21 protein-coding genes are annotated in these 26,756 nt (G+C 58.1%); 13 read left to right on the forward strand and 8 right to left on the reverse strand.

From position 1 onward, the window contains the following. Window positions 1-2: 2 nt before the first annotated feature. The 12 genes from K7J14_RS05410 (at window position 3) to K7J14_RS05465 (ending at window position 16,105) form a co-directional block, all read left to right on the forward strand. Window positions 3-773 (forward strand): hypothetical protein, encoded by a 771-nt coding sequence (locus K7J14_RS05410; protein ID WP_230754081.1) that lies wholly within the window; start codon window positions 3-5, stop codon window positions 771-773. Next, a complete protein-coding gene (locus K7J14_RS05415; RefSeq protein ID WP_230754083.1) occupies window positions 770-2,809 on the forward strand; it encodes a PD-(D/E)XK nuclease family protein in 2,040 nt (679 codons plus the stop codon). Before K7J14_RS05410 ends, K7J14_RS05415 begins: the two co-directional genes overlap by 4 nt. Before the next feature lie 44 nt (window positions 2,810-2,853). Further along, window positions 2,854-6,315 carry a UvrD-helicase domain-containing protein gene (locus K7J14_RS05420; protein WP_230754085.1) on the forward strand — a complete coding sequence of 1,154 codons (3,462 nt, stop codon included), beginning with the start codon at window positions 2,854-2,856 and terminating at the stop codon, window positions 6,313-6,315. Between the two features lie 120 nt (window positions 6,316-6,435). After that, window positions 6,436-7,923 (forward strand): sugar ABC transporter ATP-binding protein, encoded by a 1,488-nt coding sequence (locus tag K7J14_RS05425; protein ID WP_230754087.1) that lies wholly within the window; start codon window positions 6,436-6,438, stop codon window positions 7,921-7,923. A gap of 17 nt (window positions 7,924-7,940) precedes the next feature. Further along, window positions 7,941-8,909, forward strand: a complete 969-nt coding sequence (locus tag K7J14_RS05430; RefSeq protein ID WP_230754089.1) for an ABC transporter permease — start codon at window positions 7,941-7,943, stop codon at window positions 8,907-8,909. 66 nt (window positions 8,910-8,975) lie between these two features. Next, window positions 8,976-9,923: an ABC transporter substrate-binding protein gene (locus K7J14_RS05435; protein ID WP_230754091.1), complete on the forward strand. Its 948-nt coding sequence runs from the start codon at window positions 8,976-8,978 to the stop codon at window positions 9,921-9,923. A gap of 252 nt (window positions 9,924-10,175) precedes the next feature. Continuing rightward, entirely contained in the window at window positions 10,176-11,321 is a 1,146-nt protein-coding gene (locus K7J14_RS05440; RefSeq protein WP_230754093.1) for a sensor histidine kinase, read from the forward strand. Further along, complete coding sequence (locus K7J14_RS05445; protein ID WP_230754095.1) at window positions 11,318-12,007, forward strand: response regulator transcription factor; 690 nt, start codon at window positions 11,318-11,320, stop codon at window positions 12,005-12,007. The genes K7J14_RS05440 and K7J14_RS05445 overlap by 4 nt, the downstream gene beginning before the upstream one ends. After that, on the forward strand, window positions 12,004-13,362 hold the full coding sequence (locus K7J14_RS05450; protein WP_230754097.1) for an ABC transporter substrate-binding protein: 1,359 nt from the start codon (window positions 12,004-12,006) through the stop codon (window positions 13,360-13,362). Before K7J14_RS05445 ends, K7J14_RS05450 begins: the two co-directional genes overlap by 4 nt. Further along, a complete protein-coding gene (locus K7J14_RS05455; RefSeq protein WP_230754099.1) occupies window positions 13,359-14,240 on the forward strand; it encodes a carbohydrate ABC transporter permease in 882 nt (293 codons plus the stop codon). Before K7J14_RS05450 ends, K7J14_RS05455 begins: the two co-directional genes overlap by 4 nt. Further along, the gene (locus tag K7J14_RS05460; protein WP_230754100.1) at window positions 14,237-15,055 is read left to right on the forward strand and encodes an ABC transporter permease subunit; all 819 of its coding nucleotides are present in this window, start codon (window positions 14,237-14,239) and stop codon (window positions 15,053-15,055) included. The genes K7J14_RS05455 and K7J14_RS05460 overlap by 4 nt, the downstream gene beginning before the upstream one ends. Before the next feature lie 147 nt (window positions 15,056-15,202). Then, window positions 15,203-16,105 (forward strand): amidohydrolase family protein, encoded by a 903-nt coding sequence (locus K7J14_RS05465; protein WP_230754102.1) that lies wholly within the window; start codon window positions 15,203-15,205, stop codon window positions 16,103-16,105. A gap of 3 nt (window positions 16,106-16,108) precedes the next feature. Here K7J14_RS05465 and mnmG read toward each other — a convergent pair whose 3' ends face one another. The 4 genes from mnmG to K7J14_RS05485 are packed head-to-tail and all read right to left on the reverse strand — an operon-like array spanning window position 16,109 to window position 21,399. Further along, complete coding sequence (mnmG, locus tag K7J14_RS05470; protein ID WP_230754104.1) at window positions 16,109-17,971, reverse strand: tRNA uridine-5-carboxymethylaminomethyl(34) synthesis enzyme MnmG; 1,863 nt, start codon at window positions 17,969-17,971, stop codon at window positions 16,109-16,111. A 49-nt stretch (window positions 17,972-18,020) separates the two neighbouring features. Further along, the gene (locus K7J14_RS05475) at window positions 18,021-18,695 is read right to left on the reverse strand and encodes an ABC transporter ATP-binding protein (protein WP_408033967.1); all 675 of its coding nucleotides are present in this window, start codon (window positions 18,693-18,695) and stop codon (window positions 18,021-18,023) included. Window positions 18,696-18,700: 5 nt separating this feature from the next. Next, on the reverse strand, window positions 18,701-20,377 hold the full coding sequence (locus K7J14_RS05480) for an ABC transporter permease (protein ID WP_230754106.1): 1,677 nt from the start codon (window positions 20,375-20,377) through the stop codon (window positions 18,701-18,703). Beyond that, window positions 20,374-21,399, reverse strand: a complete 1,026-nt coding sequence (locus K7J14_RS05485; RefSeq protein ID WP_230754108.1) for a thiamine ABC transporter substrate-binding protein — start codon at window positions 21,397-21,399, stop codon at window positions 20,374-20,376. The genes K7J14_RS05480 and K7J14_RS05485 overlap by 4 nt, the downstream gene beginning before the upstream one ends. 240 nt (window positions 21,400-21,639) lie before the next feature. Between K7J14_RS05485 and K7J14_RS05490 the strand changes: the two genes are divergently transcribed. Continuing rightward, window positions 21,640-22,581, forward strand: a complete 942-nt coding sequence (locus tag K7J14_RS05490; protein ID WP_230754110.1) for a PfkB family carbohydrate kinase — start codon at window positions 21,640-21,642, stop codon at window positions 22,579-22,581. A 235-nt stretch (window positions 22,582-22,816) separates the two neighbouring features. Here K7J14_RS05490 and rny read toward each other — a convergent pair whose 3' ends face one another. The 4 genes from rny to K7J14_RS05510 all read right to left on the reverse strand — a co-directional run bounded on the left by rny (window position 22,817) and on the right by K7J14_RS05510 (window position 26,699). Continuing rightward, on the reverse strand, window positions 22,817-24,343 hold the full coding sequence (rny, locus tag K7J14_RS05495; RefSeq protein WP_230754112.1) for a ribonuclease Y: 1,527 nt from the start codon (window positions 24,341-24,343) through the stop codon (window positions 22,817-22,819). Between the two features lie 115 nt (window positions 24,344-24,458). After that, window positions 24,459-25,187: an LPS export ABC transporter ATP-binding protein gene (gene lptB, locus K7J14_RS05500; RefSeq protein ID WP_230754114.1), complete on the reverse strand. Its 729-nt coding sequence runs from the start codon at window positions 25,185-25,187 to the stop codon at window positions 24,459-24,461. Then, the gene (locus K7J14_RS05505) at window positions 25,180-26,019 is read right to left on the reverse strand and encodes an LptA/OstA family protein (RefSeq protein ID WP_230754116.1); all 840 of its coding nucleotides are present in this window, start codon (window positions 26,017-26,019) and stop codon (window positions 25,180-25,182) included. The genes lptB and K7J14_RS05505 overlap by 8 nt, the downstream gene beginning before the upstream one ends. Further along, the gene (locus K7J14_RS05510) at window positions 26,016-26,699 is read right to left on the reverse strand and encodes a hypothetical protein (RefSeq protein WP_230754118.1); all 684 of its coding nucleotides are present in this window, start codon (window positions 26,697-26,699) and stop codon (window positions 26,016-26,018) included. The genes K7J14_RS05505 and K7J14_RS05510 overlap by 4 nt, the downstream gene beginning before the upstream one ends. Window positions 26,700-26,756 lie beyond the last annotated feature (57 nt).

Genomic DNA, 26,756 nt, shown 5'->3' on the forward strand with positions numbered 1-26,756 from the left:
CGATGGATAACACGGCCGATCCCGTCAGACCCCTCATCAGGGAGCAGTGGCGCAATCCCGCGTCCGTATTCGTGTTCCCCTCGGACATCGCGGCCTCCCTCTGGCTCGGCGAAGCCCTTGAAATAACCGGAGCCTCGACCCTCGCCGCCGAACGATTCATCGCCTGGGACCGTTTCAAGGAAGAGGCTGTTCGCGCGGAAGTCGAAGGGAAAAGCCCCGTGTCGGCCGTCGTGAGGAAGCTCTGGGCGCGCGCGCTCGCCGAAGCGAACGCCGAGGCCGCGGAGAAAACGGGAACGCCCCTGCTCGCATCACTCATTCCCGCCGAATACTCGAGCGAGGGAAATCTCTTCGCCTCATGGATAGCCCGCATCCTCCCTCAGCTCGGCTTATGGGAAATCAAGCATGCGCGCGCTCTGGAGCGCGGCCGGTCAGGAAGGATTCCTCTCGGGTCGGACCCGAGCAGCGACGGAGAAAACAGGGATCTTTCATTCGTCAAACACAGATACGAGGCCTTTCTCGAAAGGGAGAAGCTCTTCGAGCCTTCCTGGCAGAGGCCGCCCCTGAAGGACGGAGGAAAGCGCTACTTCATTTTTTTTCCGGAAGCCGTGGAAGACTTCGGCGAGTACGCGCCTCTTTTCTCGGCGTCGCCCTTTATCACGCTCGTAAGCCAGCCGAAAAACGAGACTCCGCGAACGATTCGCTTTTTCGAAAACACGAGGGAAGAAATCCGCGACGCGGCCCTTTCAATAGAAGCCCTCCTCATCGGGGATTGACCCCGGAAAAAATCGCCGTAAGCGTTCCGGATCTGGAAACGGCGAGCCCCTATCTCCGCAGGGAATTCGAACTTAGAGACATTCCCTTCGAACTGAGAACCGGCGAGCCTCTCGGCTCCCGCCCGGCGGGAAGAATCTTCCGGCTGATCAACGAATGCGTATCCTCGGGATTTTCCTTTTCCGCGATGAAGGCGCTGCTTTTAAACCGCGCGATTCCGTGGAAGCACGGAGGAATGCGCGAACGGCTCGTCGAATTCGGCATCCGCAACCACTGCGTTGCTTCGTGGTCGGAAAACGGCGAAACGCTGGACATCTGGGCGGAAGCATTCAAGACCCCGAACAAGGCCGACCCCGGAGACTGGCTGCTCCGGGACTGGTACCGCCTCCTCCGAAACCGCGCGACGTCTCTTTGCTCGGCAAAGGATTTTCCGGAAATCCGCAGGCAGTGGTTCGCCTTCAGGCGAGACCTGTTGAATATCGAGGAGATGAGCCCTGCCGACAACGACGTGCTCGCCCGATGCATCGAAGAACTGTCCTCTCTTGAGCGGCTGGGAGCTCTCTACCCCGAACTCGCTCCCCGCGACGCCTTTTCCTTTTTCGCGAACCTGCTCGAAGAAGTTCAGTACGTGAGCCAGCGATCTCCCGGGGGAGTGAGCGTATTTCCCTGGCGCGTAGCCGCGGGAACTCCCTTCGAGCGGCACTTCATACTGGACGCGAGCCAGGACAACGCCACCGTACTCTATCGCCAGCTGCCCTTCCTCCGCGAAGACAAGAGGCTTGATCTCTTTCTCATGGACACCGACGCTTCCGCTTCCTTTTTCGAGATATACCGGGGACAGGGAACGGCTGTTTTCAGTTTCGCCGAGCGAAGCTTTACCGGCTATCGAACGGTTCACGGGCATTTCGCCAACGGAGCCGCGCTCGCGGACGAATCCGCGCGGGCGGACGATCCCTACGAGGCGGAACGCCTGTTTCGAGCGGGGGCAAGCGCTCCGCGAAGGCTCTATCCGATCCAGAAAAAGAGCATAGCGGAATGGAACAGGGTGAGCCGCAACCGCGGTTTCTCGTTTTTAAAAGAAGCGTTCGAAAACCAATCGGAAGCGGTATCCGGCCTTATCGATGAGAAAAAGACGACGGACGGCCGCGTGAGAGTCAGCCAGAGCGACCTCTCCGAATACGGGCTTTGCCGAACAAAATGGTTTTTAAACCGGCTCGCCGGAATCGAGGTAAGCGATTCCGACGCCGAGCTGATGAACGACAGGAACCTGGGCCTCGTGTACCACAGCGTTCTCAAGGATCTCTACGAAAAAATCCGCACGGAAGACGGAGTCTTCGTCGGCGAGCGGAGGAACGAATATCTTTCCTGGGCCGAGAACATCGCGCAAACGGCGGCCTCGGGCCACGCCGAATTCAACGGACCGTTAGCCCAGCCCATCATCGATTCCCTGATCAGGCGCATCCTCGAAGGAATCGCGAAAATACTCGACAAGGACGCCGAATTCCTGGACGGCTTCGTTCCGGAATTTCTGGAGGAACGGCTGACGCTCGAACAAAAAGGCGCCCTCCTCAACGGAGTCATCGACCGTATTTCGCGAGATCCCGCGGACAACGCCCTCGTCATCATCGATTATAAAAGCGGCAAGGCGGTATCGGGAAAACGCTACATTCCGGACGAAGAAAACAGGATCGGCGATTTTCAGATTCCGATGTACATCAGGCTCGCGGAACAGTCTCCGGAAAGCCCCTACCTGGGGCAACGCGTGGAATACGCCTGGTTCGCGAGCATCAGGGACGGGGCCTTCAAGCCCATCGTCCAGGGAGAAGGAATTTCCATGGGCCGGCTGCGTCCCGTTTCCGACCGCGACGGCTTCGAACCGACTATGGAAGCCTTCGACCGCATGGTGGATTTTTTCGAGGATGGAATCAGGCGGAGGGACTTCACCCGGCCGGAAGATCTATCCTGGGCCGTCTGCCAAAGCTGCGACTACCGCAGAGTCTGCCGCGCCGTATATTCGGTCGCGCCGGGACTTGACTGAGAACTGCACGCGAGAGACAGCGTAGCGCAACAACCGGGGGATTCATGAAAAGCTGCACGGAATATATCGACGAACTGGCGCCTTCGCAGCGGGAGGCGGCGCGCATCGGAAAAAACGCCGTCATCGCGGCGGGAGCGGGCTCGGGAAAAACGAGGGTGCTCGCCGCGCGCTATCTCCATCTCGTCGTCGAACGGAAAATCCCTCCCAAGGAAATTCTCGCGCTCACCTTCACGAAAAAGGCCGCGTCCGAAATGTACGGCCGCATCTATAACACGCTTCAGAACGCCTCCGATCCGGAAGCGCAGGAGGCGGTCGCGAATTTTCACGAAGCGAGAATCACCACAATCGATTCCTTCTGCAACTCGATCGCCCGCGATGCCTGCAGGCGGTACGGCATATCTCCCGATTTCACGATAGACGCGGCCCAGACGAGCGCTCTCGCCCGGGAGCTCGCCCTGCCCTTTTATCTCGAACGCAGAAAGTCGCCCGCGATCCGCCACCTGCTGCGCGCCAACACCCAGCAGACGATAGCAGACGAACTGTTCGCCAAAACGATGATCGAACACTCGCCGGTATCCTCGCCCATCGATTTCGCCGCCCTGTTCGAGGCGCAGTCGCGCGAGATAAGCCGCGAGTTCGCCCGCGCCTGCGGAGAAATCGCGCGTACCGTCGACGCCCTCGAAGGGCTCGAGGGCGGAACGGGAAACCCCTGGTCCGAAATGAAAGAACTGATTCCCTGCGCTCCGGCGATCCCCGAAGAAAACGACCGGGACGGAATCCGGGAGCTTGCGGCTTTTCTTATTAAGCTGACGAAAATCCCCTTCCGCGCGGGAAAGAACGAAGCGGTGATGGAAGCGAAAGAGCTGATCCAGGAGATAAAGAAAAAAACGCTTCCCGATTATCTCGCCCTCGCGAATTTCCTGTTGAACAAGGAGGTCATCCGGGAAACCGGCTCTCTGCTCGCGGAATTCCAGGAGCTCTTCCACCGCGAAAAGCGGAAACGATCGCTCATGACTTTCGCTGACGTATCCCGGCTCGCGGTAGACGCGCTCAGGGACGATCACGACCTGCGGAAGGCGGTTAAGGAATCGATCAGTTCGATCATGATCGACGAATTCCAGGACGACAACGAACTCCAGAGGAATCTGCTCTTTTTAATCGCCGAAAAACCGGACCGCTGCGCGGACGGAATTCCCGAACCTCAGGACCTCAAGCCCGAAGGCCTCTTTTTCGTCGGAGACGAAAAGCAATCGATATACCGGTTCCGAGGCGCGGACGTTTCGGTGTTCAGGGCTCTCGCCCGCGACTTCGCCGGAGAAGACACTCCCGCGCTGGGAACGAACTATCGCACTGAAGCGGCCCTCATCGACACCTTCAACCGGATTTTTCCGTCGGTATTCCTCAATCCCGCATTCTATACTGAACAGGCGTTTCCGCTCTACGAAGCCGAATTCTCTCCGATCATCGCTCACCGCGATACGGCAGGGCTTTCTCCGCGGATGGAAGCCCTCCTCGTCCGAAAGGACGTCTTCCCTGAAAACGATCCGCGTTGTCTTTCGCCCCACGAAACCGAAGCGGCGGAAGTCGCCTCCAGAATCCAGGAACTCGTCTCCCTCGGAACCCCGGTACGGGCGGAAGACGGGATCCGGCCCTGCGCATGGGACGACATCGCGATACTCTTCCGCTCCACGACGAGGCAGTATCTCTACGAGCGGGAGCTCCGCTCGCGCGGCATCCCCTATCAGGCGGAAAGCCTCCGCGGCCTTTTCGGCGACGCGCCGGTAAACGATCTCTACGCCTTTCTCCGCCTTGCCGTCTACCCCGCAGACGACGAAGCCTACGCGGTGGTTCTTCGCGGACCGCTCGCCGGCATTTCAGACCTCGCCGTCGCCGAGGCGCTTATGGCAAGGCGCGGCGGGCAGCAGGACGCGGCAGGGAAAACCTTTCCGGCGGAACTTGCATCCCGGGTGTCCGATAACGACGCCGCCGGCCTTTCCCGATTAAGGGAGATATTCGAGTGGCTCAGGGAGAACGCGGACCGGAAGCCTGCGGCGGAGCTCGTCAGCCATCTGTGGTACGACCGGGGCTACCGCCAGGTCATCCTCGAAGACCCCGCCCTTCATCATTATCTCGAACTCTACGATTATTTCTTCGAACTCGCGCGGACTGCGGACGCCAAAGGAGAAACGCTCGCGGTCTTCCTCGACCGGGTCGCGCAGATGATGGCGAACGAAATTCAGGTGACGGATCTCGACATCCCGGTCGAACGCCACGGCGGCGTAAGGCTCATGACGGTGCATAAAAGCAAGGGCCTGGAATTCCCGATCGTATTCCTCGTCGACTGCGGAAACCAGGGCCGGGAAGCAGGTAATTCCGACGCCGTATATTGGTCTGACGCCGAGGGAGCGTCGATCAATTCGGGAGCTCCCGAGGATCTCCCGCAGGCGGGCTCGAACTGGTTCTACCTCAAGGCTAAGGAAGAGGAACGGCTGAGAACCGAAGCCGAAATACGCCGTCTCCTCTATGTCGCCATGACCCGCGCGGAAACCCTCCTTTTTGCGTCCGGAGTGCTGTCCATCGGCGAGGAGGAGGAAGCCGCCGAACCGGAAGAAGACAGCGCGCACGGCACTACCGTCGCCGGCGCAGAAGCGAGGGAAGCGCTTCCGGAAGCCGCCCTCATTGAGCTTGTCGCCGCCTACTTCGATAAAAAGGAAACGACGGCCCAGAAAAAAGGCGAAAAGCGGAGAAGCCGAACCTTTTTCGACTTCCTCCTCAAAGCCTGGCTTGCAGGCCCGGTGGAAGGAGCGAAACTCGCGGACATCCCCCCGAGAATGCGCGAAGCGAGAAAGGCCGCGGATCGCGCACAACGGACGCTGCTATTCAAACCCGAAGAAATCCCCGAATCGGCGTATCAGAAGGGACCGCGCGAGCGCTTCGCCGCGACGGCCCTGCACGGCTTGCGCCACGAAAACGCGATAGCCGCGAATCCCGACGGCGAACAGACGACGCCGCAGCAATCGGAACCGCCGGCCGATCCCATCGATGCCCTCCTCGATGAAAACGGAGTTACGGCAGCGGAGTTCGGAACCTGGGCGCACCGGGCGATAGAAGCGCGCTTCCTCGGCTTGCAGGCCTTCCTGCCGGAGGCGCTCGCCCCGGCCCTCGAATCGATGGCGGCGCGTTTCCTGGAATCGCCGCTCGGAGCCGAGGCCGCCGCGGCGCAATGGCGGGAGAGCGAATACGCCTTCATCACCCGCTGGGAGCTCGACGACGGAAGCGGCGGCGGAAAACGGAGCGTCTCCGTCTCCGGACAGATGGACCTCGTGTTCGACAGGGGCGACGCGGTCGTGGTTGTAGACTACAAAACAGACCGGATCGAAGACCCCGCTCTTCATGCCGAACAGCTGGCCGTCTACCGGAAGGCGGCTGCCGACCTTCGCGGAAAAAAGGCCGAAACCTGGCTCTTCTACCTCCGCAGCGGAAACGCCGTCCTCGTGGAAGGCTGAACCAGTACCGAAGTACCGGCGGCTCCGGTACCCGTGTACTGAAACGGTACCGAATCAACATTGCGCGTTTGTTGAACTTTCTGCGCTCATGCTAGGGTAGTCTCATAGGGAGGCTGCCGAATGAGCGAAGCTCTGCTGAGGGCGACACATATTTCAAAATCATTTTCCATGGTACAGGCTCTTTCAGACGTGAACTTCGACCTGCAGAAGGGAGAGGTGCACGCCCTCCTCGGCGAAAACGGAGCGGGAAAATCCACGCTGATGAAGATTTTCTCCGGGGTGTACATCAAGGACGAGGGAGAGCTGTTCATAAAGGGACAGCAGACGGAGCTGCATACGCCGGCCCAGGCTCAAGCCCTGGGAATCGGAATCATTCATCAGGAATTGAATCTGTGCCGGCATTTAACCGTCGCGGAAAATATTTTCCTCGGACGCGAACAGACGGCTCTGGGCGTTACGAAAACGAAGGAACAGAACAGACGGGCGCAGGAACTACTGGACAGGCTCAACGTAGACCTCGATCCGCGCGCTCTTGTCCGCGAACTTCCGGTCTCGAAACAGCAGATGGTCGAAATCTGCAAGACGCTTTCGATGAACGCAGACATCATCATCATGGACGAACCGACTTCCGCGCTAACCGACAAGGAAATCGACGATCTGTTCAGGATCATCCACGAACTCAAAAAACAGGGAAAGGGAATCGTTTATATATCGCACCGGCTGGAAGAGCTTTCCCGCATAACGGACCGAATAACCATCCTACGCGACGGAAAGTTCATTTCGACCCATCAGTTCGGCGACGTTACTCTTCCGGAAATAATCGCGAAAATGGTCGGAAGAAACCTGAAGGAAAAATTTCCCAGAATCGAAAGCATTCCTGGCAAAACGGTGCTCGAAGTAAAGAACCTTAACGCCGGCAAAAGCGTCAGGAACGTGTCGTTCGAAGTAAGACAGGGGGAGATTCTCGGACTTGCAGGCTTGATGGGAGCGGGAAGGACGGAAACGATCCGCGCGCTGTTCGGGGCCGACAAAAAAGACAGCGGAACCATCGAGCTGGAAGGAAGAGTAACCGACATCCGTCAGCCTTCCGACGCGATCAGAGCTGGAATATTCGCGGTACCGGAAGACAGGAAGCACGACGGCCTTTGCGTGAAGCTTTCCGTTCTGGACAATCTCACCATTCCGAATCTCGACATGGTCTCGGTCGGCGGCGTTCTGAACCGTAAGAAGGCCGCGGCTCTCGCGAACCGGATGGTGCAGAACCTGAAAATCAAAACCCCGCACCTGAACCAATACGTCAGGAATCTTTCGGGCGGAAATCAGCAAAAGATCGTCGTGGGAAAATGGCTGCTCCGCGACGCCAAGATCGTGATGTTCGACGAACCGACGAGGGGAATCGACGTCGCCGCGAAGGTTGAAATCTATAACATCATGAACGAACTGAAAAAACAGGGCGTCGGAGTCCTGTTCGTATCATCGGAACTGCCCGAGATTCTCGGCATGTCGGACCGGGTGCTCGTGTTCTGCAACGGAAAGATAACAGCGAATCTCGTTACCGCGCAGACCAACCAGGAAGAAATACTGCATTACGCCACGCGTTTCGAATAAAGGAGAGTTAGACGAATATGGCAGCAATCGCGCTCGGACGCCCCGGAGTCCTCAAAAATCTGTCCAGGGAAACGAAACAGCTTTTTTCGACCTTTTCGGGGCTTTTTGCCCTCGTTATCATTTTCTCGATACTGAGTCCGTACTTTCTGACGGTGAACAATCTTCTCACCGTGGCGACCCAGACCGCGATCATCGCCATCATCGCGATCGGTCAGACCTACGTCATGATCACCACCGGAATCGATCTTTCGATCGGCTCCAACATCGCGCTTTCGGGAATGGTCGCGGGCCTCGCCATGACGAACGGGATTCCCGTGTGGGCGAGCATGCTGCTCGGACTCGCCTCGGGCTGTCTGGTCGGTGCGATCAACGGCGTCATGATCGCCTGGGGCAGGATCCCGCCGTTCATCGCGACGCTCGGCACCATGACGGCGATCCGCGGAGTATCGCTTACCCTTACCCAGGGCATTCCCGTTTCCAGCCTGCCGAAATCCTTCACGGTCATCGGCACCGGAAATATCGCCGGCCTTCCGATACCGGTCGTCCTGATGGTTCTGTTGACAGTGGTTTTCGGCTTCGTCCTCGCCCGGACCCGGCTGGGCCGTCATGTGTACGCGACCGGCAGCAATATTGACGCAGCGCGCTTATCGGGAGTCGACACGAAGGCGGTTCTGGTCAAAGTCTATGTTATTTCCGGATTCCTCGCGGCCTTCGCGGGACTGATCATGGCGGCCAGGATCATCTCAGCCCAGCCTGCGGCGGGCGACGGCTACGAACTGGACGCGGTCGCCTCGTCTGTAATCGGGGGAACCAGCACTCTCGGAGGCGAAGGAATGATCGCGGGAACCTTTATCGGAGCGTTCATCATCGGAATCTTGAGAAACGGGCTCAACCTCGTGGGTGTATCCCCGTTCATACAGAAGATCATCATCGGAGTGGTCATCGTCGGCTCGGTCTTCGCGGATAGAATCAAGCGGAAGGACTAAGTCATCATAATCGTGCGCAACCGGATCGATCCGGTTACTATAGAGATCCCAAGAAGGAGGGAAGTCATGAAAAGAGCAATCTGTGCAATGCTGTGCGTAGCCATGGCATTCAGCTCCGCGGTATTCGCCGCGGGGAACAAGGAAGCCGCAGGAAGCGGAAAAATCAAGATCACCCTGATCACGATGGATTCCATCGACGAGCACTGGCTCAAGGTCAAGGCGGGAGCGGAAGCGAAGGCGGCCGAGATGGGCAACGTAGAACTCACGTTCAACGCGCCTCCTGGAAAGGTCGACGCGAACGTACAGCTCCAGATGGTCGAGGATGCCATCACAAAGCGCGCCGACGTCATCATGCTCGCGCCTCTCAACAAGGACGCGCTGTCGCCCGGAGTCGAGAAGGCGAAGGCGGCCGGAATCAAGGTGATCATGGTCGATTCGGGAGTGAGCACACCCAAGTACGACGCGTTCTTCGCCACCGATAACGGAGCCGCGGCCCGCACCGCTGCCGACACCCTCGCAGCCCTTCTGGGCGGAAAGGGAAAGATCGCCATCATCAACGCACAGGCCGGAGCCGGAACCACGATGACCCGCGAGAACGAGTTCAAAGCCCAGATCAAGGCAAAATATCCCGGCATCGAAATCGTCGGCGTGCAGTATTCGGACGGAGACAAGACCAAGGCAATGAACCAGGCGCTGGACTTCATGACCGCGAATCCCGCGCTCGCAGGCTTCTACGGCTGCAACGAAGGCTCCACGGTCGGACTCGCCCAGGCAGTAGTGCAGAGCGGAAAAGCGGAAAAAGTGAAGGTAGTCGGATTCGATTTCTCGAACGACACCAAGGCTCTCATCCAGCAGAAGGCGATCCAAGCTACGATGGTTCAGAATCCCTATCAAATGGGGTACCTCGGAGTCGACGCGGGAGTCCGCGCCCTCAAGGGCGAAGATTTCGGCGGAAAGACGATCGACACCGGCGTAACGGTGGCGACCCTGGAAAACCTCTCTTCGATCAAGTAAAAAACATTCAGCAAAGCCCGATGCGCCGGCCTCCTCCCGAGCGCTTCGGGCTTTTTCCGCCCGTCAACGGCCGGTGAAAACGATTCCAGAAAATGCCGGGAACGGATATACTATCGATCACGGAGGAAGCTTATTTCAATCCGCCAGCGCGCCCGAGAAATCCTGCAGCCGTCACACGCAACCCTTGTTCCGGCCCTCGCGGCGGCGACCCTCATCGGAGCCATCGAAGCCTGCCGCGCCTGCCCTCCGGATTTGCGCATCCACTGGATCGCGGACGCCCGCTTTTCTCTTGCCGTTGCATTCGCTTCCATTGTCGCGATCGGCGTCAAGCTCTGCGGCCGCGGCGCGTATTCCCGCAAAATCTCGACGTTCATTCTCTGCCTCCGTTTTCCGGGAACCGTCGTTCTCGCGTTTCCCTTTCCCGACCATCCCCTGCTGCTCTTCCTCTTTCTGAGCATCAACGGCGCAGAAGCGGTCATTTACACCAACAGCAGGCTCAAGGCAGCCTGTTGGGCCCTATCGCCTGCGGCCCTCCTCTTCGCTCTTCCCCGCCGCGGCTGGGGAATCCAGACTCCGGACATGTCTCTTCCCGTCGCCGCCGCTGCCGCCTTCGGGGCTCTGTGCGTTATCCAGGCGGTTTACGCGCTTCAGTTCTATTCCCGGGAAAACCGGCGAATCGAAGAAGAACTATTCCGGCGCCAACGGTTGATCGATCAGGTCTACCATCTCAACACCCGGTTCCAGGATTACGCCCTTGACGCGGGCCTTCGCTCCGCGGAAAACGAGCGCAGGCGCATCACCCGCGACATCCATGATATAATGGGCTATACGCTGGTGAATCTCCGCGTAATGCTGGAGGTCGCCCTTGATCTCGCTCCTGAAGGAAGCGAACGGCTGCGCGCATTGCTTTCGGACGCCATTACGCACACCCGCGAAGGGCTGCAATCCGCCCGCGCGGACCTCCGAAATCTCAGAAGCATCGACCAGGGAGAAGAATCCTGGATGACCCGCCTTTACCGGATAGCGAGAACTTTCTCTTCTGCGACGGAAACCGACGTATCCGTCGACTGGGGGAATGTCACCCGGACGAACTGCCCCCGGTTGAAGACCGCTGTATTCCAGTTCGTCCAGGAAGCGCTCACAAACGCCTATAAGCACGGAAACGCGCGATCGATCTCGATCGGCCTCAGGATAACCGGCGAGGCTCCTGCAGACAGCCTTTCAGTGCGGGTCGTGGACGACGGCGCCGGGGCGGCGGACGTCACGCCGGGGCTCGGCTTCTCCGGCATCGCCGAGCGCATTCAGCTCCTCGATGGTACGACCGGCTACAGAAGCCTCGACGGAGGATTCGAAGTATGGATTTCGATTCCCATGCTCTCGCTGAGGAAGGATATATGAGCGAACGGAAAATACGGGTTTTAATCGCGGACGACCAGAAACTGTTCGCAGAAAATCTGAAAACGGTCATTGAAACCAGGGCGGATGATCTGTGCGTGGTGGGAATCGCGCAGGACGGAGAGGAAGCGGTCCGCCTTGCGAAGGAACTCTGGCCCGACGTCGTTCTCATGGATGTGTGCATGCCCCGCCTGGACGGCGTCAAGGCCATCCGGGAGCTTAAGCGGGACCTCCCTAAAATCAAGATCCTCGTCCTGACCACATTCGGAGACGACGACTACGTCCTGGAGGCCTTAAAGTTCGGAGCGACCGGATACCTGCTGAAGGACATCTCGATGCCCGAGCTCATCCAGACCATACGCGGAGTCGGCGCGGGAAACATCATGATATCGCCCGAAGTCGCCATAACGCTGCTCAGAAACATCGAGGTCCAGCGGGAAGAACAGTCCGCCCCCCGGCAGACGGAAAAAGTCCCCGAATGGATAGACAGCCTCGTCAGACGCGAGCGCCAGGTGCTGAAGCTCATCGGCGCCGGCTGCAACAATTACGACATAGGCTCCCGCCTAGGGCTGAGCGAACAGACAGTCAAAAACTATGTCAGCTCGATCTATGATAAAACAGGAATTCACGACCGCATACAAATCATGAGGACGGCCGAAACGCTCGCCCGTTTTCTGGAGGACGCATGAAAAGACTCCGCACAGCCGCCCTGATCGCCGCCGCCGTATTATTCTCCGCGTCCTGCGCCCGAGCCGAAAAAATGTCTGTCGAGGCGGAAAAACCTTCGGCCGAGCTCTTTTCTATTCGCGACCGCATACCCATAAACGTCGTATACTTCGACAACGAGAACGAAGACAATACCCGCTGGCTCGGCCTCGCCGTTTCGGATTTCGAAAAATCGCATCCGACCGTCAAGGTCATACTCAATCCAGTATACGGAACCGAAACCGACTACGCGAATAAAATCTCGCTCTCGCTGAAAAGCGACGCATCCATCGACGTTGTCCTGTTCGACGGAGCGCTGCTGAACGCCTTCATCGGTTCCGGATATCTCGTCGGCTTCATGGCCGACACCTGGAACGAATGGATCTCGAAATTCCCCGGCAAGACCAAGGCGACCGTCGGGCACAACGGCCTCGACTGGGCGATGCCGATTTCGCTCGAAGTCCCCGGCCTCTTTTATAACGCGAAGCTCTTCAAGAAAGCCGGCATCCCGACCCCCTGGGAACCGGATACATGGGCCGATGTGGAAAAGGCCGCCCGCATTTTATCGAAGCACGCCGAATACCCCCTCTGGCTGCCGGCCTCCTCCGCCCAGCCGGAAACGACGACTCTGCAGACATTCGGAACCCTGCTCTCCGGAACCTGGGACTGGATGTACGAAGACGGAAAATGGGTTACCTCATCGCCCGGAATGCTCGAAACATTTTCTTTCCTGAACCGCCTCTACCACGCCGAGCCGGTCATGGAAGAACTCCCCCGTTCGGTCATGCTGAGCCGCCATTCCGACGAAACGATAGCCCGCAAACTCAACGCCCAGGAAATCGGGATTCTTCTCGCCTCGTGCAGGCTCGGCCCCGCGATCGCCCGAACGACAAGCGACTACCGGACGAACATTCTTGTGTCCCCGGTGCCGAGAAAAAACGGCGGTCCGACCTCGGTCACCGGCAGCTGGATGCTCGGCATATCGAATATGTCCTCGAATAAATTCATCAGCTTCGAGTTTCTGAAATCCGCGCTCTCGCCCCGGGCGCAAACTCTATCCTGCACCCTCCGCGGAGACATCCCGGTTCGAAGGGACGTCGAAGCCTCGGAGTCCTGGAGGGAGAACAACTGGTACGCCGGCAAAATGTCGGACTATCTCTATTTTTCCCGCTTCCGCCCCGAAGGACCCGAATACCCGCAAGTATCCCGGCTGATCGGAATAGCCGTGGAGTCTGCGGTAACGGGCACAAAGAGTCCGGAATCGATCGTCTCTGAATTCGCGGCAGGCATGGAGAAAATAATCCCTGAACACAACCGCCTTAAAAAGGCCGTCGAATGAAACGCCGCGGAAAAGCTCTCCTTTCGTTTCTATTGATGGGTCCATCCCTCCTGCTGCTCGCTTTCTTCTTCCTTTTCCCGACTCTCGGCTCGGTTCTCATTTCTCTTACCGATAGAAAACTCGTCGGACAGAATGCTGCCGAAATTTCCTTTGTCGGTCTGAACAATTACCTCCATCTATTTGCCGACTCCAACCTTCCCCGGGTTCTAGCGAACACGTCAATCCTGATTCTCTCCGCGGTCGCAATTCAACAGGCGCTCGGATACTTCATCTCGCGGCTGCTTAAAGACAAGGCTCCGCGCTTCCGGAGAATCGTGCACGGAAGCCTCTACGCGGGGCTTCTCATGCCGGAGGCCGCGACAGCCTTCATTTTCTTTCTTCTTTTTTCCTTCAACGGCGAATTAAATCGGCTGATCGCGGCCGCAGGAGGCATTCCCCGGGTATGGCTTGCCGATCGTCCCTTGCTCATCGTCTGCATCGCCCTGATATGGAGCGGCACTGCATACTCGGTCATCACCTTCGAGAACGCCCTTGATTCGCTGAACGAATCCGTCTCGGACTCGGCGCGTTGCGACGGAGCCGGATTGATCAGGCTTCACTTCGGAATACTGATTCCCGCAATCCGGCGAACGATACTGGCGAACACGACCATCCTCGCCCTTAACGGGCTCGGAGCGTTCGGCCTTATTTTCATGCTCACCGGCGGGGGGCCGCTGTACCGGTCTACAACCCTTTCCGTTCTCGTCTTCCGCAACGCCGTTTCGGGTTCGGATGTAGGCTACGGTCTTGCGCTTTCGTTTCTGCTCTTTCTCATCAGTCTGTCGCTCGGCTCCCTCCAGGCAGCCCTGCTCCGGTCGTCTTCGGAGAACGAATCATGACTGCAAGACAAAAAGCCTTCATGAGAAAACTCAAGAAAAGCGCTGAATATACGCTGCTCGCCGCGATCGCGTTCGCATTCATTCTTCCCGTTGCGCTCCTGCTCTTCCGCGCCTTCGGTCTGACGGGAGCGGAGGAGCGAGGGGCCTTCTTTCTCGACGTCCTGCAAAAGCCCCGGAACAGAAAAGCCTTCGCCATCGGACTATTCATCAGCTTCTGGGCCGCCGCAGTCTCCTCGGCCGCATCAGCCTCGGCGGGAATGTCCCTGTTCCTTGGAAAACCGCGTCAATCGGACCGCTTTCTATCGGCGATAATGCGGGTCTGCGGATTGCCCTACTGCACGCTTGCCATTCCGCTCTACTTTCTGCTCTTCCATTTCCGTCTCCTTGATTCGCTGTTCATAACGGTACTCTTTCTCGCGGCGGCTCATATTCCCGAAACAATCAGAGTATATGCACAGTTCATCCTGGCGCTTCCCAAAGAACAGATCGAACAATCCAGGATGGACGGAGCCGGCTTCGGCGTATTCTTTGTACGAATCTTGCTGCCTCAAATGATTCCAGTCCTCACAGGCACTTTCATCACAACATTCATTAACTCCTGGGGCAATTTCATCGTACCCTTTATTCTGCTAAGCTCTTCGGGAAAGCTCCCGGCGGCCCTCGCTTTTTTTCAGTCGTTTTCAGCAGGCGATCCGGCCCTTACCGGCTATCTTTCAGCATACGCGGTCCTCTACTGGTTGCCGGCGATTGCGCTCTATCTTGTTCTGCGGTTGGGCATGAGCCGGCTGTTCGTGGTTCAGAGGCTGCGCAATTAACAGACGGGCGCGCTCCCGCAAATTCAAGTTTCGCCGTTTTTCTACCGATATACTGAAAACAGACCCGCGATGTTTTGTTTTTGTGGAAATCCGGCTGTAACGTGATACAATTTAGGTAATTTAACCGATCGTATGGAAGGAAGCATAATGAGGGACATGCAGCACTATATTTCGCGGCCGAAGGTTGATGCCCATAATCATCTCAACCTCGGCATGCGCTACACCACATACATGGCATGGTCCGGCTTTGAAATTCCGAATTTCCCCCGTCAGATGGACGGGCTCGACGATATGCACGACATCATTTCCCGCTACACCCGCCCCCGCACGAAAACCGCAGAAGACGTAATAAGCCTCGTAGACATGTCGATCCGCGACGCGATCGCAGACGGAGTGGCTGTACTGGAAGGTTCGATCGATATCGGCTTCATGGTGCATTTTAAAGAGAATATCGATAAATTTCTGCGCATGGTGAACAACTTCGTTTCAACCTACGGATCCCAAATAGAGTTCAGGCCGGAACTGGGAATGGGGAAAACATTCGACAAGAAAAAAATCGCGCGCTGGGCTCCCGCCCTCATGGAAAGCCGCGTATTTAAAAGCATCGACCTCTACGGCCCTGAAATAGAAGACGGAATCGAAGACTTCGTCGATATTTTCAAGCTGGCGGAAAAACTCGATATAAAGAAAAAAGCGCACGTCGGCGAATTTTCGGACGCGCGTTCGGTGCGCAGATTCGTCGAGTTCTTCGATCTCCACGAAGTCCAGCACGGAATAGGAGCGGCCGCCGACGACTCCGTGCTGCGATTCCTCGCAGATCGAAAAGTGCGTTGCAATGTCTGTCCGCAGAGCAACGTGATTCTCGGAGCCGTTCCTTCACTGAAAGAGCATCCGATCAAGAAAATGATAGACGCAGGCGTCCCGATCACCGTCGGAACGGACGACCTTCTATTTTTCGATCAGACGGTTTCCCAGCAGCTATTCCATCTCGTCGACGAAAACGTTATTACCGAAGCCGACGCCGATGCGATCCTTTCCGCCGGACTCTGATTTTTATCTCAAATGAACCATCAACAGCATCACGTCTGAAGCCCTGATTCCAGAAATTCTCGACGCCTGTCCGAGAGTCGCCGGGCGCACGTCCTTCAGCTTATTCATCGACTCCTTCGACAGCCCCGAAACCCCTGAATAATCGAAATCCGACGGTATCTTCGTATCGTCCATTTTTTTCAATTTGTCGATGCGCCGGTCCTGCGCGTCGATGTAGTGCTCGTATCTGATTTCCAGCTCGGCTGCTGTCCTGACTGCCGGCGGAAAGCTCTTGAACGAGGCTTCAAGCGAAAGAATGTCTTCGACGGGAACAAGGGGGTCGCGCAGCGCTTCAGCGCAAGTTTTGCCGATGTGCTTCGCCAACGACGGCGTCGCGCTTCCCTCTGCCGTAGTGATGCGCCGGGCATCCCATTGAGCGGTCAGCCCGTCCCTCAGCTCCAGCTTTTTCCTCAGCCTGTCGAGAGCCTCGGGTCTTCTGAGGCCGATCTCCCAGGATTTCGCCGTCAACCGCTCGTCCGCCGTGTCGTGGCGAAGCTTTAACCGGTATTCGGCCCGCGCGGTGAACATCCGGTAGGGCTCCTTCGTTCCGAGCGTTACCAGATCGTCGATCATAACCCCGATGTACGCCTCGGACCGTGAAAGCACGAAATGCTGCCGCTCCGATTCTCCGGCGGCGACCGCCCGGGAAGACAGGGCCGCGTTTATGCCCGCGATAATGCCCTGCCCGCCGGCTTCTTCGTAGCCGGAAGTGCCGTTGATCTGCCCGGCCGTGAACAAACCGGGAAGTCGCCGGGTTTCAAGATCGGGCGAAAGCTGCATGGGATCCATATAGTCGTATTCGACCGCGTAGGACGGGCGGGTAACCACCGCGTCCGCCAGGCCGGGTATCGTGCGCATGAAGCTGTCCTGGACTTCCTCCGGAAGCGACGATGAAAGTCCGTTGATATAGAGTTCTTCCGTCTCAAGGCCTTCCGGCTCCAGAAACAGCTGATGGCGTTCGCGTTCGGCAAAGCGCACAACCTTGTCTTCGATCGAGGGGCAGTACCTCGGACCGACGCCCTGAATTTTCCCCGAATACAGGGGAGAACGGTGGATGTTTTCCTGAATGATGCGATGAGTGTCCGCCGACGTATAGGTAAGCCAGCAGGGAACCATCGGCCGGTCAACCTGATCGGAGGAAAAGGAGAACGGCATAGGCTCCGGGTCCCCGTCCTGCCGCTCGAGGAGCGAATAATCCACGGTGGAGCTGAGAATGCGCGGAGGAGTGCCTGTTTTGAGCCTGCCCACGGCGAATCCCATCCGCCTCAGCGCGGATCCGAGGCCCTGCGCAGCTATTTCGCCGAGCCGTCCGTGGGGAGCCTCGTATTCCCCGATGAATATCTTCCCTTCCATAAAGGTTCCGGTCGTAAGCACGACCGCCCGCGCTCCGATGTCCCGCCCGCGCGACGTGCGGACGCCTCTGACGCGCGAATCGGCGATAAGGTCGATTACGGTGTCCTGATACACATGCAGGTTAGGCTCCAGCTCGAGAGCCTGCTTGGCGAGAAGCGAATAGCGGAATTTATCGGCTTGAACGCGGGGAGCCTGGACAGCCGGGCCTCTGCTCCGGTTCAACAGCCGGTATTGAATCATGGTCGCGTCCGCGAGAAGGCCCATTTCGCCGCCGAGGGCGTCGATCTCGCGCACTATATTGCCTTTGGAAATCCCTCCGATCGAGGGGTTGCAGGACAGTCTTCCGATGGAATCCAGCGTTTGCGTAATAAGCATGGTCTTCTGCCCCATGCGCGCAGCCGCGAGCGCCGCCTCTATGCCGGCATGACCGCCGCCGACGACGATCACATCATAATCAGTATATCGAAAACCCATAGGCGGCAGTATAGCGACCTGCGGGGACGGCTGTCCAGCTATAGGGATTTTAGTCCATCCTGACGACGCGGTCGGCAAGGACGAGGGCTTCCTCTTCGTCGTGGGTCACATAGATCGCCGTATACCCGAGCTCAAGCTGGCGTTCGCGCAATTCCGAGCGAAGGCGGCCGCGGAGGTTCGCGTCCAGGGCGGAAAGGGGCTCGTCGAAGAGAACGACCCGCGGACCGGGAGCCAGCGTGCGCGCGAGGGCGATCCGCTGTTTTTCGCCTCCGGAAAGGGACTCGATTCTGCGCCGGCCGAACCCCTGCAAACCGAAGCGCTCAAGCCACTGCGCGGCTGCCTCGCGGCTTTCCCTGCGGGACATCCCCTCCGAAATTAAACCGTATCCGATGTTGTCGTCCACGCGAAGATGCGAAAAAAGCGCATGCTCCTGAAACACCATGCCCACCGAGCGTTTCCCCGGAGGAACCGCCGCGATATCCCTGCCGTCCATCAGCAGCGTCCCCGAGTCGGGAGACAGAAAGCCCGCTATCATGCGCAGCACGGAGGATTTCCCGCAGCCGGACGGCCCGAGCAGGGCTATCGACTCTCCCGCTTTCAGCGCAAAGGAAACAGACACCCGTTTCATCGGCCACTGCTTTGCCAGCCCGACCGCCTCCAAAGACGCCCCTGACGGAGCCTTCGGCAGAGCTCCGCGCGATTCGCCGGTATTATTTTCGATCATAGAATTCACTCCTCGCCCGGGGACTCGAATCCCTCGCTATCCTGCAAGAAAAACACGAAGCCGCTGAGAAGCGCCAACAACACAGCGCAGGCGCAGGCTTCCGCGAACCGATACGAACCGACGAGCCGGTACAGCATCAGCGGCAGATTTTCAAACTTCGGAATGCTCAGCACCAGCGGCAGCGTCGCGTCTCCCGCGCTGATGGCGAATACGAGGGCGGCTCCTGAAAGAATGCCCTTCGCCGCGAGCGGCAGCGTTACCCGCGCATGCGCCTCCAGAGGGCTTTTCGAAAGAAGCAGGGCGGCGTCCATTACCGAAGGAGGAATACGGTCGATCGCTGCCCGGATCTGAGTCCACGCGAACGGCCAGGCCAGAGCCGAACCGGCGCATACCAGCATCCACACGCTGCCCCGGGGAACCAGCAGCCTCCAGCCGAAGCCCAGCATCACCGAGGACACCGCGAGGGGCGCCAGCGGAAGCATCGAAAGCAGCCTTCGCGGCGAGACGCGCTCCCATACGGCGAAAAAGGTCCCGGCGGCCGCGGAAACAAGTGCAACAGCCGCCGCCGTCCCGATCGTGGCGAACAGGGAAGGCGCGAAAGCGGGCCGGAAAAGCAGAGTCTTCCAGGCGGCAAGGCTCGCCGCGGACCGTCCCGTATACTGCCCTCCGGGAAAAAAGGAAAAAGAGCGGGCAACGACAAGCAGCAGGGGGCCGAGGAAGAATACGGCGATCGCAGCCAAAAAGACAACCGCGAGAGTCTTTTCCGTACGGGAGGCGAACCCGGTTCTCTTCGCCGGATTCCGGAATCCTGAAGCCCCTTCGGACAGTTTTTTCTGGATAGCCTGATAGGCGAACACGATGCCGAGGGCGCTGACCGTCTCGACGACGGCGATCCAGCCGGCCGCGCGATAGTCGAATCCGGCCCGTATCGCCAGGTACAGCTCTACCTCGAGCGTGGTGCCGCCGACCCCTCCGAACAGAAGCACGATGACGAAGCTGAAAAAACAATAGAGAAACACCAGCACGGACGAGGAGAGAACCGCTCCCGCCAAATGCGGAAAGGTCACCGTCCTGAATATCCTGAACGGACTCGCGCCCAAAAGCGCGGCGGCCTCCTCTTCCGAGGCGGGCAGGCGCTCCCAGACCCGCGAAACGGTGCGGAGCACGACCGGGAAATTATAGAGCCCGTGTGCAAGCACCACCCCGGAAAGAGAATATAGAAAAGTGACAGGCGGCTCTTCCAACCGGAAAATCCGCATCAACGCCGTATTCAAATATCCCTGCCGGCCGTAAAAAAGAACGAAGGCCAGAGCGATGATGATCGGAGGAATGCACAAGGGGATTCCGGAAAGGGAGAGCAGCAGTCTGCGTCCGGGAAATTCTCTGCGTGCCGTCAGAAACGCGGCGGGAACGCCGAGGGCCATCGCAGTCAGCGAGGAAAGCAGGGCCTGAAGCAGCGTGAAGCCGAGGGCTGAGAACAGCCGGGAGAAGCCGACTCCCGGCGCGCCTCCCGCCGGAGAATCGCTTCCCGACGCGGCTAAGAGCGCCGCGCCGGCAGGAATAAAAAACGATAAAAGCGCGGCTAGCAGGGCGGCGGCTCCGGCTCCGGCCGTCAGCAGGAGGATCATGCCGCCGGGGGCCGGCCGGCGGAGCGCACACCCCCGCATCGGGTTCAGTTTCATCTACCCAGAATCGATACGGCCTGATTGACCGCCTTGCCGACCGCGTCGACCGGCGCCGCAACGGTTTTCTCCGCGCGGGGAGCCAAGCGATAGGAAGCAGGCAGCTCGACGCTCGCGGAAACCGGGTACATCCACTGGGTAAGGGGCAGCACAGCCTGCGCCTCGTCGGTGAGCATGAAATCGATAAAGGCCTTTCCGCCCTCGGAATTCGCGGCTCTCTTTACCAGCCCGAGCCCTTCGATCTGCATCGCGTGTCCCTCGGGAAACACCAGGGCCTGATACCGTTCGGTCTGCTCGTATTCAAGGTGATAAGCGGGGCTCGTGGTATAGCTGATCACGAGAGGAGCTTCGCCTGAGGTGAACAGTCCGTAGCCGGTGTCCCAGCCGGGAGCGAGCGTCAAAACGTTGTCCTTCAGGCGGCTCCAGTAATCAGTCCACCGGTCGCCGTAGGCACCCATCGTCCAGGCAAGAAACCCGATTCCGGGGGTGCTGGTCCGCGGATCCATCAGAATGATTTTCCCCTTGTACTCGGGAGAACACAGGTCTTCAAGGTTTTCCGGGCGCCGCACCGAAGAAGCAGTATCGAAAATAAAGGCGAAATAGCCCCAGTCGTACGGCGTCAACAGCCAGTCGCCGGAGAGCAGCAGAGAGCTGTCGACAGCGTCGGAACCGGCAGGCTTGTACGCCGTTAAAACGCCGGCGGAACGCGCCGCGGGAAGAAGGTTGTTGTCGATCCCGACCAGCACATCGGCTCCCGGGCTCTTGCGTTCCATGACCGCGCGCGAAAGCACCTGGGCCGCGTCGCCGCAGGACACGAATTCGACGGTCATTCCGGTTTTTTCCGCGAACAGCCTGGCAAGCTCGGGAGCGGGCCCCCAATCAGCGGTGAACGAATCGTAGGCGTACACCGTGACCGTCTTTGAGACGTCGGCGTCGCTCTTTCCTCCCGCGGACAAAACCGCGGGAACCATCAATGAGAAAAATACTGAACATGCGCAGAATGAAAAAAGACGGGTCTTCATCACTCTCCCTCCGCCGGCATTACCCGGATCAGGTTGCCGGATCCGTACGGATCCGGGCGGGTTCAAGGCGAACCCGCTGGGGTATAATCTCAGTCATGTCGAACCCGCGCTTGCGGATTCCATAACACCCCCGGTCGGGCATACACTAGCGAAGGTTCGGGAAAAAGGCAATAGCCGGGGGCGAAATGACAGAGAGCCGATTTTCACGTATACTCGGGATTGAATCAGGGGGAACGCAAGATGCGCACAGTGCTCAGCATCGGATCGGCTTCGGTCGACATAAAGGCTTTCAGCTATCAGGAAGACGTACAAAACGCGTACCGCGAAGGAACGATCGATCTGGTGCCGGGAGGAGTAGCCCGGGGGATGGCGATAAACCTGCGCCAGCTCGGCTTCACGACCGCGATCTGCTCGGTCGTGGGCCAGGACATATTCGGCGAATACATACGAAAAAATCTGGAGACGGCGCAGGTCCGCACGGAGCTCCTGCGCACAAGCCCCAACGGAACCACAGCGCTTTTTTCCGTCATGGGAGCCCAGGGAGCGTCCTCGTCGTGCATATATTCGAACGCCATCCTTTCTCAAATCGCGGTGGACGCCGATTTTCTGCAGAAGGTCGAAGAACTAAAAATAGACACCTTCGTCATCGACTCGAATCTGTCGATTGAAACTCTCGAAGCCCTCTACGCCCTGAAAGCGGCGGGCAAAACATTCGGCAAGCATCCGCTCTTCGTCTTCCAGAACGCGACCTCTCCGGACATCGCGCGGAAAACCCTCCCCTGGGCGCCGCTGATAGACCTCTTCGGCGCGAACGAATTCGAAGCCGCCGCCATTCTGGAAGAAGCGCCGGGATCCCTGCTTCCGACCGAAGAAACAGCCTCGCGCTTCCGCGCTCTCGGATACCGCTCCTTCATAATCACCTTCGGCGACCGGGGAGTCCTCGTCGGGATCGGAGATAAAACCTGGATCGAAAAACCCTATATCCCGTCGAGCGTCGTGGACACCGTCGGCGCGGGAGACGCCTTCGCCTCGGGCTTTCTGTACGGCCACCTCAGGGGAAAATCGGAAAAGGCATGCATCAGATACGGCCTGGCCTGCGCCCGCGAAACCATCGCGACCAGGGAAACCGTCTGCGGGATCCTCACCGCCGAATTCCTGGAAAATTACGACCACCCATCCTGAAAGCATACGTTCTCCATGCGCTGGGCATCGGGAAGTTAGCGTTTCCGCGGACACGCGAAAAAAAAAGGCTGTCCCGCGGCATTCTGCAGGACAGCCTATCATGTTTTGAATCTATTTCGCGTTGCCCTTTCGCGCAACGCGGATCTGCATCAGACCGCCAAACCTGAGCATTCCCTACCGGGCCTAAACCAGGCGAGGAACTGATCTTTGATCAGTTCCTCGAGAAGAATGCGCGCTATCGCGCGTATTCTACAATTCTGGTTTCCCGTATGAGAGTTACCCGGATGCGTCCGGGATAGCGCAGATCGTTTTCGATCTTCTTGGCTATATTGCGTCCCAATTCCTTTACATCGGCGTCGGGAATCTTCTCGTTGTTCACGAGAACCCGGAGTTCGCGGCCGGCCTGAATGGCGTACGCTTTCTCTACTCCGGTGAATCCTTCGGCGATCGACTCCAGGTTTTCAAGCCGCTTCACGTAATTGTCTATGGTCTCGCGGCGCGCTCCCGGCCTTGCGGCTGAAATTGCGTCGGCGATCTGCACAAGAACAGACTCGATGCACGACGGCTCTACGTCGTTGTGGTGAGAACCGATCGCGTTGATGACGCGCGCGTCCTCGTTCATCTTCCGCGCCATCTCCATACCGACTTCGGCATGGTTCTGGTCGGAATCGTTCTCCGCGCCCTTTCCGATATCGTGCAGCAGCGCGGATCTCTTGGCGAGTTCGCGGTTCGCGCCGATTTCGGCGGCGAGCATTCCGGCTATCATCGCGACTTCCTTCGAGTGGTACAGGACGTTCTGTCCGTAGCTCGTGCGGAAGTACAAGCGGCCGAGAGCCCGTACGCCTTCCTGGCTCATGTTGTGTATGCCCAGATCGAAGAGGACTTTCTCCCCTTCTTCGTAAATCTTTTGCGAAATCTCTCTGGTAACCTTCTGCACGATCTCTTCGATGCGCGCGGGATGGATTCGTCCGTCGAGAATGAGCCGTTCGAGCGAAACCTTCGCGATTTCCTTTCTCACGGGATCGAAGCAGGAAATGACCACTGCCTCGGGAGTATCGTCGATAATGACGTCGACTCCGGTCAGCGTCTCGAGCGTGCGGATGTTCCGCCCCTCGCGTCCGATGATCCGTCCCTTCATTTCGTCGCTGGGAAGGCTTACCGTCGCTACGGTGATGTCGCTCGTAGTCTCGGTCGCGATGCGCTGTATCGTAGACACAAGCACGTCGCGGGCCTTTTTCTCCGAGGAAAGCTGCGCTTCCTGCTCGATCTTGTTGAGCAGAAGCTGCGCGTCGTGCTTCGCCTCGTTCTCAAGATCCTTGATAATAAGGGCTTTCGCCTCTTCTGATGTAAGTCCGGAGATTCGTTCAAGCTCCAGACGATACCGTTCTTCTTCTCCGTCGATGAACTTTTCCCGCTCCGCAAGATGTTTTTCCTGCTCGGCGATTTTTTCATCCTGCTTGTCCATCGTTTCAGTGCGTTTGTCTAACGCTTCTTCCTTCAGGGTAAGCCTGCGCTCATAGCGCTGCAGCTCGCTCCTGCGTTCACGATTTTCCCGCTCCTGCTGGTTTCTTTCCCGAATAAGCTGTTCTTTTGCTTCTAGAAGAATTTCCTTCTTTTGCGCTTCTGCTTCTTTAATTGCGTCCTGTTTTACACGTTCCGCTCTTTGTTCAGATGCAGATAGTTGAAATCTGGCGTACAGCCAGCGAATAGTCCATCCAAGAAATAAACCGGCAGCAGGCAGGACAACATACAATACATTCATGCGTATGCTCCTCTCCATTTTATAAGCTGTCAAACTAGATGATACAGGGGACAGCCCCTCGATGTCAAGAAAAAGTTTACTATAGAAGGAATTAGAGAATTCTGGCGCCGGTTGTTTACATCCTGAACTGCTCGCCGAGATATACCGATCGGGCGATTTCAGACGACAAAATGTAGTCCTTAGGCCCCTCTTCGACTATTTCACCCTTGTTTATTATGCATGCCCTGTCGGTGATTTCCAGCGTATCGCGGACGTTGTGGTCGGTTATCAGAATCCCGATCCCCTGGCCGGCAAGCCTCCGGATTATCTCCTTGATGTCGTGTACGGCGATCGGATCGATTCCCGCGAAGGGCTCGTCGAGCAGCAGAAACTTCGGCTCGATGGCAAGGGAGCGCGCTATTTCGGTGCGCCGCCGCTCGCCGCCGGAAAGAGTGTAGGCCTGCTGCTTGCGGTTCCCCCCGATGCCGAACTCGTCGATCAGGGAGTCGAGCCGGTATTTTTTCTCGTCCTTGGTAAGGTCACGCCTGGTCTCCAGTATGGCCCAGATGTTCTCCTCTACCGTCAATTTTCTGAATACGGAGGCTTCCTGGGGCAAATACGAAAGACCGGCCCGCGCGCGCTTGTACATCGGAAGAGAGGTGATCCTCAAATCGTTCAGGTAAATATGGCCGCTGTCCGGCCGGTAAAAGCCGACGACCATATAAAAGGAGGTGGTCTTTCCCGCGCCGTTCGGCCCGAGCAGACCCATGATCTCCCCCGAGTTCATCGAAAAGGAGACGTCGCGGACGGCATGCTTTTTCCTGAAAAACTTGTTGAGCCCTTCAACCCGCAATATGTCACTCATCGGAAAGCTCCTTTGCCCCGGACCCGTCGTCCGCTTTCGCCGGCTCGGCGGCCTGCCCGGCGTTCGCCTCCGGTTTTGCATCCGGCTTCGCCTCCGCCGCGTTTCCAGGCATCTCCGCGTCGGTCGGCGTCGCGTTTTCAGGCGGCTCCGCTCCGGGCGGCAGGGCGGAATCTGCTTTTGCGGCGGGCGTCTTCTTTTCCTTTTCCTTCGCGGTGTCTTTGAGGACGCCCCCGACAGATCCGTCAAGGGAGATGTATTCGGTATCAAGGTTTACCGTAATCCGGTCCGCGCGGAATTCGTCCCCGTCCCGGAGAACGACCGGCCTTCCCGTCAATTCAAGGAGAGAGGTCGTTCTGCGGTACAGGGCGAAGCCGGATGTGCAATCGATGTTCTTCCGCACCAGGCGGACATCGGACTGAAGCAGCGCGACCTCGGTATCCTGATTATACGAAATGACGGTAGCGGAAGCTTCCACGTCGTTGCGCGTATCGAAGAGCTTCGCGTCTCCCTGAAAAGTGGCGACTTCAAGCTCCCGGTCGTACATCAGGGTTTGCGCGGAAAACGAGAATTCCTTCTCGGTGTCTTTTCCGTTCACGGTTCCGGTCGCCTTTACAAAGCGGTAATCCTTGCCGGAAAGCTCGATCCGGTCGCCGGAGATCGTCAAGGTGCCGACGGTTACCGTCGCGGAGCCTTCCAGCACGGTCGATTCTGTTTTTTTTCCGGTATTGCCGCTCATGGTTTTGGCGGAAAAGCTGATGGTTTTTTCCGCGGTCGCCGCGTATGCGCAGAGCAATAAGAGAGAAAGGGCAACTGAAATAGAACATTTTTTCATAGGAAATCCGTTTCGGAGCCTGAATCCGCTTCTATCGGGTCCGCGTCAGCCGGCAGGGCGGCCGGCCCTTCGGCGTCTGACGCCGCAGGTTCCTGTTCTTCGCCGCCGAATATATCAGCTCCGTCGGCGGAAGAACCGGTCACCAGCAATCCGTCCACCCCGCCGGAAAACGAATACATGCGGCCCAGCGTGTTCGCCGCGAAGCCTGTTCCGCGCACGGTCGAACCGTCCTGTTTTTCCACTTCCACAAGGCCGTCGGTCAATCCGAGCAGGAGGTGCTCGTTCCTCATCCACTTGAGGCCGGAAGAGCGCAGGAAGATTCCGTCTTTTACGACATGGAACACCGACTCGCCGGCAAGCGAATACACGCTGTTCCGGTCGTCGACTATCAAATAGCCGGCGCTGCCCTCCGCGGCGACCGTCCGCTCTCCGCCCGAGTCGTACTGGACGAAGGAAATGCCCTCGCCCGCCCACATTCGGTCCGAGTCGTACATTTCAAGCGTTTTCGCGCTGAGTACGATCGAAAGTTCTGCGTTTTCATAGCGATATGCCGATACTTGATCCAGCACTATGTCCGGAAAACGTTCTGAAGCGTCCGCGGCGTCCGAATAATTAAAGCTGCACCCGCACAAGAAACCGGCTAAGAGGATATAGGCTGAATGGACGCGAAGCCTGGGCATGATCCCACTATATAGACAATGTCCGCTTTCGTCAAAACCATTCGCGCTCATTGACAG

This window comes from Teretinema zuelzerae (assembly GCF_021021555.1).
Lineage (GTDB): Bacteria > Spirochaetota > Spirochaetia > Treponematales > Treponemataceae > Teretinema > Teretinema zuelzerae.